The sequence below is a fragment of the Brucella oryzae genome (assembly GCF_041929965.1).
Lineage (GTDB): Bacteria > Pseudomonadota > Alphaproteobacteria > Rhizobiales > Rhizobiaceae > Brucella > Brucella oryzae.
Genome location: NZ_JBHEEO010000014.1, coordinates 76,222 through 89,377, shown reverse-complemented (window position 1 = coordinate 89,377; position 13,156 = coordinate 76,222). Strand labels below are relative to the sequence as shown.

Below are 13,156 nucleotides of genomic sequence, written 5' to 3'. Positions count from 1 at the left end.
ATCAAATCACCTGTCCAGCTATGTTTTTGTCGTCATTTCCCGCGCTTGCGCCAGCCTCGCTGGCAGGTGCCTGCGGAAAGACCATACGTATCATCGCGCCCCGCCCTCCGTGGAAATCCGGTGGCGCGTCATGCAATTCCAGATGCCCGCCATGATCCTCGACGATCTTGCGGACAATCGCGAGACCAAGGCCGGTGCCCTTCTCACGCGTCGTCATATAGGGTTCGAGCAGCTTCTGGCGGTCGTCGCCCGGCAGGCCCTTGCCATTGTCGATGACATCGACAACCAGTTGCCCATCCGCCTGATAGGAACGGATAAGGATATGCCCTCCCTCGCCTTCCCTGGCGCGATCTTCCTTTGGAAGTCCGTCGATGGCTTCGCTGGCATTCTTGATGACATTGCCGAATGCCTGCCCGATCAGGCGGCTATCGAAGGAGCCGACCAGCTTTTCCGGGCCGAAATCGTTCTGGAAGCGAATATCGCTGCGGCTGACTTCCACCAGGAAGGAGGCTTCACGCAATGCTTCGCGCATGTCCATAAGCCGCATTTCGGGTTTCGGCATGCGGGCAAAGGCGGAGAATTCATCGACCATGCGCCCGATATCGCCCACCTGACGAATGATCGTATCCGTGCACTGGTCGAAAACCTCGCGATCCTCGGTAATCACCTTGCCGTAACGGCGGCGAATGCGTTCGGCGGAAAGCTGGATCGGCGTGAGCGGGTTCTTGATCTCATGCGCAATGCGGCGGGCGACATCCGCCCAGGCCGACGAGCGCTGCGCCTGCACCAGATCTGTGATGTCATCCACGGTCACCACATAGGAGTGGTCTTCGGATTCCGTATCTTCAACCGTCACCTGCACGTTGAAGGTGCGTGCCACGCCGCCTCGGGTCATGCTGACCTGCTCGCGGTGCACCGCGCGCCCCGTTGAACGGGTGACCTCGAAAGCCTGCCCGATCTCCGGCGCAATGCTGCTAAGGTTCTTGCCGACGGCATCTTCCGACGTGACGCCAAACATATGCTCTGCGGAACGGTTCAGAATGGAAATACAGCCATCCGTCTCGATGCCGATGACGCCCGCCGTCACACCGGAAAGCACAGCCTCGGAGAAGCGGCGGCGTTCGTCGATCTGGTCCTTGGCAGAAATCAGCTCATTACGCTGGCTCTTAAGTTCGGCGACCATGTTGTTGAAAGTGCCGGACAATGCGCCAACATCGCCATCTGAAGTCCGCACCGGCACCGAGACGTCGAGATTGCCCGCCGCCACGTCATCCGACGCCCCGATCAATAGCCGGATCGGGCGCACCAGCCGGTCTGCAACAGCAATGCCGGTCCAGATAGCCGAAAGCAGCACGATCAGCGTCAGGCCGAAATAGAGCAAGGCGAACGCGATCTGCGTCGGAATCCGGTTTGCATCCATCTCCTGATAGCGCTGGGTATTGGCTTCCATCAGACGCATGGCGTCGAGAATCTGCGAATCCACTGCGCGTACCGTATAAAGATAGACGTCCGGTATCTCGCGCATCTTGATGATGGCACCGACGAAATTACTGTTCCCCGGAGGGATGATAACCGGCTTTCCGTCGGGAGCCGTCTTCAAAGCATCTTCGGTCGGCGGCGGCAGACGATCCTCGACACCGGTATCGCTTTTGACGACAATATCTCCGTTTTCACGCACCAGAAACGCACCGAGCAAACCACGACCGCGCGTTTGCAGCGTCATCAGCTGGATGAACCCACCACGGTCGAGACTGTAAATGGTGCGCTGCGCATCCAGATCCTGCAGCATCGAATAGGACGTGCTTTGCAGGTTGAGCGCCGTTTCACGGATATAGGCGGTGGTCAGGCTCTGCGATGAACTGACAATGTCGCGCGTATTGGTATCGAACCAGCGGTCCAGACCGAGATTAAGCGTTACAGATGCTACGATGGCAACCACAATCGCCGGCACGGCTGCAATCAGCGAAAACAGCGCGACAATACGAACATGCAGGCGCGAAGCGGCCTTTCCAAGTCGCCGGGCCATGACGATACGGTAAACTTCGCGGCAGATCAGCAGAATGAGGAACAGAATCAGCGCGACATTGATGATGACCAATGCCAGCGTGACAGTCCGGTCAGGCGTGATCGGGGTAATGCCAATCAGAATCGCAAAGGATATCGACGCAGTAATCAGCGCTGAAACAACGGTGATAATGCCCGGCATGGCCAGAAGCCTACGCCCCTCGCCGCCTTGCGATGATTGTTTCTCGCCGTTCATGTCCGCCGTCAGATTCGCCGTGTTCATGTTAACCATGTTACCCAATAGCGTTGCATCTATGCAACGCATTGTGGCGAAAATGCAACGTTAATCTGCACGCCATTGTTGATGAGACACCCAGAAGAGCTGAGAGAACCGGGAATGCCGGTTCATAAAGCCTTTAGGGCTTTCAATACAAAGCAAATTCACCGCATAAGAGTCCGCTGAGTTCGGGAGTTTTTGAATCTCTCATATATTGGTACGGAGGGCCCTCGGGCATATGCGGGACAATACGCTGGGATTCTACAATTCAAATGCCATCGACTATGCAGCCGACGGCGACACGCCCAATCCGAAGCTGTTCGATTTCCTGAAGCGCTGCAAGCCAGGCGGCCGCATTCTCGAATTGGGGAGTGGCTCGGGGACCGATGCACACGCTATTTTAAACGCGGGGTTTCAGCTCGATGCAACAGATGGTTCCGCCGAACTGGCGGCAATCACTTCGAGGCGGCTGGGCCAGCCTGTCAGGACGATGATGTTCGACGAACTTTCCGCGGTCGAGGAATATGACGGTATTTATGCTTGCGCATCCCTGACCCATGTGCCCCGAGGCGAGCTCGCCCCCATCATTGGGAAAACCCACACCGCTTTGGTGAAAGGCGGCGTTGTTTGGGCAAGCTTCAAGACCGGTACGGCTGAAGGCCATGACGCACTTGGCCGCTATTACAACTATCTATCACCTGGAGAGCTTCGGACATGGTGGTGCGAGAATGCCCACTGGTCTGATATCGAGATAGAATGCTGGACCGGTGGTGCTTACGATAAACGTCCCACCGACTGGGCAGCTGTCGTGGCGGTACGATAATTCCAAGCGAAGCATGTCAGAAATTGAGTCTGGCCATTGCGAGTGAGTCGACGAATTCTCCGGCTCTGAAGGCATCTTTCTTGCGAACACCTTCCGAAACGAAACCGAACTTCTCGTAGAGGCGGATTGCGGCGGCATTATCGACATAAACGGTCAGTTCAAGCCGCTTTAGATCGAGCCAGTTGTCGGCGATATCGATCAGCTCGCTCATAAGTGCGGTGCCGATCCCTTTGCCGATATGTTCGTCATCTATACCCATCATGATATCTGCGGCATGGTTCCGTCGTCCTCTGTATCGCAGTAAACCAGCGTTTCCAACGATCTTATCATTGATTATCGCAACGATTACCGTCGATTCCGGGCCAAGCGACTCCAGCCATTTCCTTGTCGTATCGAGGCGCTGGAACGGAGTGCGCAATGTACCGAGCCGAAATCCCGGCATATTCTGCAGACGAGTGAGGCCTTCGGCATCTGTGGTTTCCACTGCGCGAATGACGAGATTTTCGGGTCGCATTTGAACTCCACTTTTAGTGTTCAAGCAATATTCAGTTTGCAGGCTCACAAACATCCAGACAAGCCGATACCGGCTGGCGATTTTTATCGCAGATACAACCGTTTGACGCAGAGGATAGTGCGGGCATTTCCCGGCTGAAAAATGAATAAACTGCAGCAAGCACGAAGAGCGGAACCGCCAGACACAGTATTCGATGCATTTTGAACTCCCTTGAACCGGAAGATCAAACATTGTCCTTGCTGGCAGAGAAATTCTCAATGCCAACAATTGCCTCCTAATTATATGATTGCGCCTTCCGTGAAGATCTTACGTTTTCTGTCCTACCATTCGTTCTTTTGCCCCTGTATGAGCGGTTTCCTCTGACAACAACGCCGCCCCGGAGGGCGGCGATGCAAACTTCATTATACCAACCGGTCTTTCTTTTTTTGTCCGGTTAGTTTTCGGCGCCGTAAGCGTCGAAATCGAAGTACTTGTCGTTGACTTCCTTGTACTTGCCGTTCGCGCGGATCGCCTTGATGGCATTGTTGAACTTTTCAACCAGTTCAGGACGGCCTTTCTTCAGGGCGACACCGATGCCGACGCCGTGGATATTATCGTCCGACGGGTAGGTGCCGACCATCTTGCAGCAAGCGCCATCCGGCGTCTTCAGCCACTCGCTCAGCGTGACGCTGTCGTCGTTGACGGCATCAAGGCGGCCATTGGCCATATCGAGCCGATATTCCTCTGCCGTCGGATAGGCTTTGATTGTGCTATCGGTGAAAGCATGTTCGGCATAGTTGGCGTGTGTGGTGGACACCTGAACACCGATCGTCTTGCCAGCCAGATCTTCCTTGGTCACGCCCTTGATGTCGCTATCCTTGGGTACAGCTATTCCGGGAGGCGTATTGTAGTATTTGTTGGTGAAATCAACCTGTTTCTTGCGCTCTTCCGTGATCGACATGGAAGAAACATACGCATCGAATTTGCCGGCCTGAAGCGCCGGAATGGTGCCATCCCACTCCTGCGTTATGAATGTGCACTCGGCCTTCAATTCCTCGCAGAGCGCTTTTGCGATATCGACATCGAAGCCCGACAGGGACCCATCCGGGTTGATGAAATTGAACGGCGGATATGCGCCTTCTGTTCCGATTATCAGTTTCAGCGGTTCTTCCGCATTTGCGGTGCCAATTGCCAAACCACTTGCTGTGGCCACGAGCCCCGCAATCGAAGCTGCCACGGCGATACGCTTTGAAACGCGCATTCCAAGTCCTCCCATTTATCTCGGCGGTTCCAGAATTGATCTTCCGGTTCAGCCCATACAATGGGGAAGTTTTACAACTGTCATTGCGAATTTCCGACTCGCAATGATTTCTCCCCCCCATTGTTATCAATAGATGGTTCGGGGGAGCGTACACAATGTCTTTTTGCTTGAAGAGATCGTTCTCGATTCAGGCTCACAGAATGCAAGCGCTGTCTATCAGCTCCGAAAACCAGAGGCTCCAATACGACAGCACGTTGATAAATTATGAAATGGCGCACCCGACAGGATTCGAACCTGTGACCTCTGCCTTCGGAGGGCAGCACTCTATCCAGCTGAGCTACGGGTGCATTGCCGGAAGGCTCGAAGCCTTATCATGCGCGTTTCTAACCGAACCGCGCATATGCATCAATGGCTTATTTTGAGAAATCAGAGCAAAGTTGCACTGGTTTCTGCGGTTACGAACGCAAACCCGGAGCCTCCTGCCCCGTTCGTTCCACATATTCCGTATAGCCGCCGCCATATTGATGAATACCGTCCGGTGTGAGTTCCAGAACCCGGTTCGACAAGGCGCCGAGAAAATGCCGGTCGTGCGATACGAACAGCATCGTGCCTTCATAGGAAGCCAGCGCTTTGATGAGCATTTCCTTCGTATCGAGATCAAGGTGGTTGGTCGGCTCGTCCAGAATCAGGAAATTCGGCGGATCGAACAGCATCGCCGCCATGACAAGACGTGCCTTTTCGCCGCCCGAAAGCACGCGGCATTTCTTTTCGATATCGTCGCCGGAGAATCCGAAGCAGCCAGCGAGCGCGCGAAGCGGCGCCTGGCCTGCCTTTGGAAAACGCTCCTCCAGCCATTCCAGTATCGTTGCATCGCCATCGAGAACGTCCATCGCGTGCTGCGCAAAATAACCGAGCTTGACGCTTGCACCGATATTGACACTACCCTTATCCGGTTCGGCAGCGCCTGCGACCAGCTTCAGCAGCGTCGATTTTCCCGCACCGTTGACGCCCATGATGCACCAGCGTTCGCGGCGGCGAACCATGAAATCAAAACCGTCATAGATCGTGCGGCTTCCATAGGTCTTATGCACGCCCTTGAGGCTCACGACATCCTCACCCGAACGCGGCGCAGGCGCAAAGTCGAAGGCGACCGTCTGGCGACGGCGTGGCGGCTCCACGCGGTCGATCTTCTCCAGTTTCTTCACGCGGCTCTGGACCTGCGATGCATGGGAAGCACGCGCCTTGAAACGCTCGATGAACTTGATTTCCTTGGCAAGCATCGCCTGCTGACGTTCGAACTGGGCTTGCTGCTGCTTTTCATTCAGCGCCCGCTGGCCCTCATAGAAGGCATAATCGCCGGAATAGGTGGTCAGCGAGCCAGCGTCGATTTCGATAATCTTGGTCACGATGCGGTTCATGAATTCGCGGTCGTGCGAGGTCATCAGCAGTGCGCCGTCGTAGTTTTTGAGAAACGCTTCCAGCCAGATCAGGCTTTCGAGATCGAGATGGTTGCTCGGTTCGTCAAGCAGCATCACGTCCGGGCGCATCAGCAGAATGCGCGCCAGCGCAACACGCATTTTCCAGCCGCCGGAGAGCTTGCCGACATCGCCATCCATCATTTCCTGCGTGAAGCTAAGGCCCGCCAGAACTTCACGTGCACGGCCATCCAGACCGTAGCCATCCAGCTCCTCATAGCGCGCCTGCACTTCGCCATAACGTTCAATGATCGCGTCCATTTCGTCCATACGGTCCGGATCGACCATCGCGGCCTCCAGTTCTCGCAATTCTGCTGCAACCGCACTGACCGGACCTGCACCATCCATCACTTCCGCAACGGCAGAACGACCGCCCATCTCGCCGACATTCTGGTCGAAGTAACCGACCGTCACACCTTTTTCGACGGAAACCTGCCCCTCGTCCGGCTGTTCATCGCCGGTAATCATGCGAAACAGGGTTGTTTTTCCTGCACCGTTGGGACCGACAAGGCCGATCTTTTCGCCGCGATTCAAGGCGGCGGAAGCTTCGATAAACAGAATGCGATGGCTGTTGGACTTGCTGATATTGTCGATGCGGATCATGGAACGGGAGGACTTTTTTGGATGAAGTGGAATGGAACGTAAGGTGGTCGCGTTGCGGCCTCCCTATGCCATGACGACACGAGCAAGTCACCCCACCTCGCGATTGAAGAGCTGGCGAGTGGCTTAGGGAATGTTGTGCAACCATTGCTCAGTCGAGAATTTCTCGACCACAAGCTTTTCAGCCGCCGCATATTCCTCAGGCGTGATCTTGCTGCTTACACCGCCATTCAGCGACACGAACATGTCCTTCATGCGCTTGATGACTTCTTCGCGCGGCAGCCCCGTCTGGCTACGAACCGGATCGACGCGCTTGACGGCACTTGCCGTGCCCTTGTCGCTCAGCTTCTCGCGCCCGATGCGTAAAACCTTCACCATTTTTTCCGCATCCATGTCATAAGCCATGGTGACGTGGTGAAGGACGGTCCCCTTGGAAAAGCGTTTCTGCGCCGCGCCGCCGATCTTGCCTTTGGAACTCGAAATATCGTTGAGCGGCTTGTAGAAGGCGTCAATGCCGATCGAATTGAGAGCTTTCAGCACCCAATCATCCAGAAATGCATAGGAATCGGCAAAACTCATATCCCGTACGAGTTCGCCCGGTGCATAAAGCGAATAGGTTATAGTGCTGCCGGGTTCCACAAACATCGCTCCGCCGCCGGTAACGCGACGGACAGTCTCGACACCAAATTCCCGTGTCGCTTCCATATCGACTTCATTGCGCAACGACTGGAACGCGCCGATGATGATGGCCGGGCGTTCCCATTCCCAGAAGCGCAGTGTCGGCGCGCGGCGTCCTGCGGCAACTTCTTGCGCCAGAACCTCGTCCAGCGCGAGATGCATGGCAGGCGAAACTGCAGGCATTTCAATAACCTGCCATTCGAAATCCCGCCATGTACGCGCAACGCCCAAAGCGCGCCGGACGGCAATCGCCACCGCTTCCGGGCTGAAGCCGAGCATCATGGCATCGGGCCGCAAACCTGCCCTCACCGCATCGGCAATCTGCTCCGACGAGGCGTCGGCTGAAAGACCTTCAATAGAGTTGCGGATATCCTCCAGAGCCTCGTCCGGCTCAAGGAAAAAATCGCCCGCCACCTGCACGTCACTCAGGCGCCCGTCACGAACATCCAGATCGACAACGACAAGTTTTCCCCCGTGGACTTTGTATTCGCCGTGCATGTGTGCAGCCTTCCGAAGAGTGAACGTGAGTGTTTCACTCTCATTTCATGAAAGCGGCGGGAAAGAAAGCGGTTCTAGCGTGAAAAGCTGGACTATATTCCAGCTTCAGAGGGTGCGACGCGCTGAATAAGCAAGGTCTGGCGCACTTCCTTGGTCTTGTGACCGACATATAATCCGGCGGCAATCATGGCCGCCAGAACAACGATAATCGATTTGAAACTGAAAGGCAGATTGTGCATTTCGGATCCTCATTCCTGCCTTAGCAAACCAGAGCAGGAAATGATTGTCGACCCCCATCTCCATGGATTTTTAACAAATCGGCAGCGTTTCAGTAAAAAACGAAACGCCACATCGACTCGTCGCACCGCTTTCATCCAGTCGCTTATGATAGCCAGTTGCTTGTAAGCATAAGCCGCCTTTTAAAGCCCCGTCATGCTCTTACCCGCTCATTTGCGGAGAATGCCAAGTCTGTAGCCAGCCAACACGAAGAATCTTCGATAACGTCCTGCTCGTTCGTACTTCAGCCGCTCACGAATGTAGCGTAACTCCCTGCGCAAGAGCCGCCCTTTCGCCGTCCAAACCGGACTTTCCTCCTTAAAGGTCCAGTCAAGCCAACCTGTTTTCGCGAGATCGAAGAACCGTTCACCCGGCTCTTGCAGATAGGTTTCATAGAGAGCACGCTGATCGATGAAATAGCGACGTTCATTCCGGTCAAGATAGGCCGCAACCTTATCAAAATAATCTGCGGCGCATGGCGTGGCATAAATCAAAGCAGCAAGGACTTTTGTACCGAGATGTGCCTCCTCAGACCAATTATTGGTGTTATCCAAGCGAAAATAGAGCCCGACATCCGCTTCACCATTATATGGAATAGGCTTTCGTACAAGACTGTCGATGTCGAGTACCGCGATAGCGCTGCCTTTAGATCGCAGCAGCCGCGGAAGATGGTAGAAGCGGAGCGACTGATAAAATACTTTCCGCTCCAACGGAGACATCGCCGCTTTCGCACGGCCATCGGCTACGACTTCAAGTGTCAGATGTTTCTGTTGCGACAGCGACAGCGCCTTAACGAAATTCTGATCCACCCGCGATTGAAGTTCCGCAGCGCGGCGTTCAAGCGCCGGTCCCGGCTCCGGTGATATAATCACATGCACACGATGCCCGGCAGAAATTGCGGAATAGATAAATCCCCTGCCATGGGTATCAAAATATTTCTCGTCACATGCCGCAAACAGCACAGGAGAAGCGTTGACAAACTGCGAACCGTCCATGGATTGCCCCAAACCAATTGGGGCTAATTATCCTTGACCGGTTCGCTTTACAATGACCTGAAAGTGGTACTTAACCAATAAATATCATTGGAAGTGTTCGAGGAGACAGCCGCATATCCGCCGGGTTAACCACCTCGCAAAATTCCCATTGGGTATGGCACATTCATCCTCTGTTCAAGTTATCGGAACTAAAGCATATTTCATCGATATCAGAGGGACTTCACCATGACACCTGCACTCAAGACAACTGTTGCTTCACTATGCCTTGGCGGCCTGGTGGCCGTCCTTTCGCCACTCGTCACGCAGGCCTCTGCGGCCCGGCTGCAGCGCTGCGCAAGCGAGAACGGAATCTGCCAGCTCCCCTATCCGGCTGAAGTGGTCTATGGCACCGGCGGACAGAATACGTCGCGCTTCATCGACCGGCCACAGGTCACCTGCTCGAACCGTGTCTTCGGGGACCCGGCACCGGGTAAAAAGAAAAGCTGCTCTTTCGTGGTTCAGGATCGCTGGGACAGACCGGATCGTCCAGATCGCCGCGGTCGCCCGGACCGGTATGATCGCTATGACGACCGTGACCGCGATTGGAGCCGTTGCGCCAAGGAAGGCGGGTTCTGCGACTTCTACGGTCGCAAGCGCGTCCGTTACGGCGCAAATGGCCGGTTTACGGAAGGCGTATTCCGTAACGGCGTCCGGTGTGACAACCGCACCTTCGGCGATCCAGCACGTGGCAAGGCCAAGACCTGCTATGTCCTCGAATAATAGCCGACCTAAAAACACAAAAGGCGGCGACCGGATGAGTCGCCGCCTTTGTCGCTAGAAACATGGACTGGAGGTCATCATAGTTCTACGACAATGCGTGTGCCGAAGCTGGCACTATTAGCCAGAATATTAGAACGAGCGCTGGAAGCGGATCTTGCCCTGCCAAGCGTCTTTATCGTCCATGCTCGTGTTTTTGTCCTGCCACTTGGTGTAGGAAACTTCCGGCGTGATGGTGAAGCCAGGAACGAGCTGATAGGCAACATTAGCCGTTGCAGCGAAGGTTTCGCTGTCGTCATAAGCAGCCTGTACGTTGAAAGTCGCTTTGCTGGTTGCCTTGAACGCTGCACCGCCCCAGACGGCCCAGTCACCACCCCAGGTACCGTAGAACGAGTCGACGATGCGAACGCGATAACCGCCTGACGTGCCGTAATGGTCGTCATTGGACTTGTAAGCGCCCTGCAGCCAGACCGAGAACTGATCGGTGATGTTGACATCGCCGCGGACCTTTCCAGCCCATTCCTCGTTGCGGGCATCATAGGCGACGACGCCGGCGATCTTGCCCCAGCTCTGCTCGTATTTCAGACCACCGACCACATGGGGCATGTAGTCCTTGATGGTGACGTCGACGTTCGAGTCAGAGTTACCACCCTCTTCAAAAGAGAGAATAGCCGAAAAGCCGTTTCCGCCCTTGAAGGTATAGCTAATGAGATTGGTACGGTAACCGCCAGCGAGGATCACATCATCGCTGATGACGTTGCCGAGATAGCCGGTAAAGGTGACGAAGGCCGATTCATCGAGACCAACACGCAGGCCGCCAAGCTGGATATAAGCATAACGCAGCGAGGTGCTGGTGGAGCCGCCATTGTAATTGTTGGCCTTGCCATTGCCGTCGCCGGTCCAGTCGTAACGCAGTTCGCTATAGGTCTTGAGCGTGCCGAGATCCGTTTCGGAAGCGGTCGAGAAACGCAGGCTGACGCGAGCCAGCTTATTCCAGGTGTCGCGCTCCAGCTGTGCCGGAGTGCGAGCATAGTTGTTGTCGCCGCCGCTTGCATCATAGCGAACATAGCCATGAATGCGCAGGCAGGTTTCTGTTCCCGGAATGTAGAAATAACCAGCACCGTATGCATCGCATACGCGGACATATTCGACGGCTTCCGGCTCGGGCGCCACGATTGCATCGGCCGCTTGTGCGCCAGAAATCGCTACGAGCGATGCCGCCGTACCGAGTAGTATTTTTCTGATATTCATAAATGCGTCTCCAGTAGATAAATTAGACGCCACCGCTATATTTACTCACGGTAATTTGATCAATATTTATTCAATGTAAGTTTTGTGAATTATTTATATTATATGTAGAAGACACTAAATATATTAAAAACTACAGAATAGGCAAAGTAATTCCCTTCATCGCCGCACCGCGCAACGAATCCATCGTATCGATACTTTCCTTATTCTACCCCTTATGCCCGTCCAGTCCGCGCGAAAAGCGGACGCCCTCGCCTATCCGGCAACGGTGAAAGTTTTATAACGGCAACACGAAATATATGTCGTAAGACCTGTGATTGTCTGTTTTTTCCAGTCGAGTCTCGGAAACAAAATCCATGAATCGTCAATTCAAATGCATGGAGTGTTGATTCGTCATTGTGGACCTGACGAAGTGGTTTCCCTCGGTCATTCTTCCGCTCAATAAAGAAAACGAAGGCAGCAGGGGTAATACAATGGTCCTTTTCTCTATTGTCATAGGCGTGCTGACGTCTGCTGTCGTGATTGCCGCATGCATCATGCTTTGGAGATATGAGCGTCCCTGAAATTTACTACCGCGAGTGGGTGAAACGACCGGTCAACGGTCAAAACTAATAGCGGCCCGGCTTGCTTCGATTAACTGCCCGGCATTCGTTCGCTTCCACAATTGCACATGCGGCGACAAGCAGGGCTTCCATCTTTGCCTCTTCAGCAAAATCAGCGCCCATACGAAGCCTCAATCCGGCCTTTCCAATCGGCCTGCTTCGCCACTCTGAAGCATATTTCATCAATTCGCTTCAAAATGTTTTCATTTGCCTTCAGGCGTATTGCATTGCCACGATTAGGCTCCAATCCGGCTCGCTGATATGCTTCGTCTGCTGTCAGACCTTCAGCCACTCCTTTTGCGAACAATTTCCTGCTTTGCATTTTTCAATACTGGCTTATGCCCATCACGATAAGGATACTCTATGATGAGATCAGAAGACGCTTTGTTACTGAATGCTATTAGCGCCCAAGCCGACCGGGCCGAATTGATTATGCCCAAGACCCTCTCGCTGAATCCGATTGCCGAACGTCTACACGACGAATTCCCGCATCGATCCACTGCCGAAATAGAAACTCAGTGCCGAGTTGTCTGGCAGGACCGTTACCTGTTCTGGAATTGATATTCGCCTTCACAACTGGTTTTGACATAGACGTATCGCCATTGGCGCGGAAGAAACCGATCCAGCTCCGCTGCCGCAGAATCAGCAGTCATTACCCCGCTTCGGCGGGGTTTTTGTTCAGGAAGGCAATGGTTGTGCGCGATAAGGCGGACGCCTACGACCCGCTTATTTCGCTATTCTTCTTCTTTTTATCTTCATCGTAATGCCACTTGATGGCGAAGAACATGGCCGCGCCTAACACGACAACCTTGAACGCTACGAAGAATACAGGAATCCATTCCATTTTCTGAATATTTCCATATCGCTATCGATCGTGAGGAGCATTACCCCATAACTGCTGATTCAGCGACTTCTTTTTTGCTCCAACGGTACTTTGGAAATCAAGCCGCTTAGATCTGCCATTGGACTGATATGGCATCTGTGGCCCGTTATGCGCACGTGACGGAAACTGACAAAGCAAAACGCTTCAATCATTGCCGGGTTCAGTGATTAGAGAAATACAGAATATCGTTGAATGGTGGGCGTGACAGGGATTGAACCTGTGACCCCTCCCGTGTGAAGGGAGTGCTCTCCCGCTGAGCTACACGCCCGATGAGCCAAGCTCAATCA

12 protein-coding genes and 2 tRNA genes are annotated in these 13,156 nt (G+C 54.1%); 3 read left to right on the top strand and 11 right to left on the bottom strand.

Features of this window, described 5'->3' with window-relative positions; all coding sequences use genetic code 11:
- Position 1 precedes the first annotated feature (1 nt).
- Positions 2-2,329, bottom strand: coding sequence for a sensor histidine kinase NtrY-like (locus JNC70_RS15305; RefSeq protein ID WP_104757383.1), 2,328 nt, complete (start codon positions 2,327-2,329; stop codon positions 2-4).
- 190 nt (positions 2,330-2,519) lie between these two features.
- Here JNC70_RS15305 and JNC70_RS15300 point away from each other — a divergent pair, with 190 nt between their 5' ends.
- Entirely contained in the window at positions 2,520-3,104 is a 585-nt protein-coding gene (locus tag JNC70_RS15300; protein WP_104757382.1) for a methyltransferase, read from the top strand.
- Positions 3,105-3,120: 16 nt separating this feature from the next.
- Here JNC70_RS15300 and JNC70_RS15295 read toward each other — a convergent pair whose 3' ends face one another.
- From JNC70_RS15295 to JNC70_RS15265, 7 genes are all read right to left on the bottom strand, one after another.
- Positions 3,121-3,618, bottom strand: coding sequence for a GNAT family N-acetyltransferase (locus JNC70_RS15295; RefSeq protein WP_104757381.1), 498 nt, complete (start codon positions 3,616-3,618; stop codon positions 3,121-3,123).
- Positions 3,619-4,051: 433 nt separating this feature from the next.
- Positions 4,052-4,858 carry an ABC transporter substrate-binding protein gene (locus JNC70_RS15290; protein WP_104757380.1) on the bottom strand — a complete coding sequence of 269 codons (807 nt, stop codon included), beginning with the start codon at positions 4,856-4,858 and terminating at the stop codon, positions 4,052-4,054.
- Positions 4,859-5,128: 270 nt separating this feature from the next.
- Positions 5,129-5,205: transfer RNA gene (locus tag JNC70_RS15285), tRNA-Arg, on the bottom strand.
- 108 nt (positions 5,206-5,313) lie between these two features.
- On the bottom strand, positions 5,314-6,936 hold the full coding sequence (locus tag JNC70_RS15280; RefSeq protein ID WP_104757368.1) for an ABC-F family ATP-binding cassette domain-containing protein: 1,623 nt from the start codon (positions 6,934-6,936) through the stop codon (positions 5,314-5,316).
- A 123-nt stretch (positions 6,937-7,059) separates the two neighbouring features.
- A complete protein-coding gene (lplAB, locus tag JNC70_RS15275) occupies positions 7,060-8,109 on the bottom strand; it encodes a lipoate-protein ligase LplAB (protein ID WP_104757367.1) in 1,050 nt (349 codons plus the stop codon).
- A gap of 92 nt (positions 8,110-8,201) precedes the next feature.
- Positions 8,202-8,348, bottom strand: coding sequence for a hypothetical protein (locus JNC70_RS15270; protein WP_167394102.1), 147 nt, complete (start codon positions 8,346-8,348; stop codon positions 8,202-8,204).
- A gap of 207 nt (positions 8,349-8,555) precedes the next feature.
- Positions 8,556-9,380: a hypothetical protein gene (locus tag JNC70_RS15265; protein WP_245414820.1), complete on the bottom strand. Its 825-nt coding sequence runs from the start codon at positions 9,378-9,380 to the stop codon at positions 8,556-8,558.
- Between the two features lie 225 nt (positions 9,381-9,605).
- On the opposite strand from JNC70_RS15265, the gene JNC70_RS15260 reads away from it, so the two are divergent.
- Complete coding sequence (locus tag JNC70_RS15260) at positions 9,606-10,139, top strand: hypothetical protein (protein ID WP_104757366.1); 534 nt, start codon at positions 9,606-9,608, stop codon at positions 10,137-10,139.
- Positions 10,140-10,268: 129 nt separating this feature from the next.
- Here JNC70_RS15260 and JNC70_RS15255 read toward each other — a convergent pair whose 3' ends face one another.
- Entirely contained in the window at positions 10,269-11,387 is a 1,119-nt protein-coding gene (locus tag JNC70_RS15255; RefSeq protein ID WP_104757365.1) for a porin, read from the bottom strand.
- Positions 11,388-12,349: 962 nt separating this feature from the next.
- Here JNC70_RS15255 and JNC70_RS15250 point away from each other — a divergent pair.
- On the top strand, positions 12,350-12,547 hold the full coding sequence (locus JNC70_RS15250) for a hypothetical protein (protein ID WP_061346357.1): 198 nt from the start codon (positions 12,350-12,352) through the stop codon (positions 12,545-12,547).
- Positions 12,548-12,701: 154 nt separating this feature from the next.
- Here the strand turns inward: JNC70_RS15250 and JNC70_RS15245 are convergent, their stop codons facing one another.
- On the bottom strand, positions 12,702-12,830 hold the full coding sequence (locus tag JNC70_RS15245) for a hypothetical protein (RefSeq protein ID WP_280952379.1): 129 nt from the start codon (positions 12,828-12,830) through the stop codon (positions 12,702-12,704).
- Between the two features lie 232 nt (positions 12,831-13,062).
- Positions 13,063-13,137 (bottom strand) — tRNA-Val (locus JNC70_RS15240).
- Positions 13,138-13,156 lie beyond the last annotated feature (19 nt).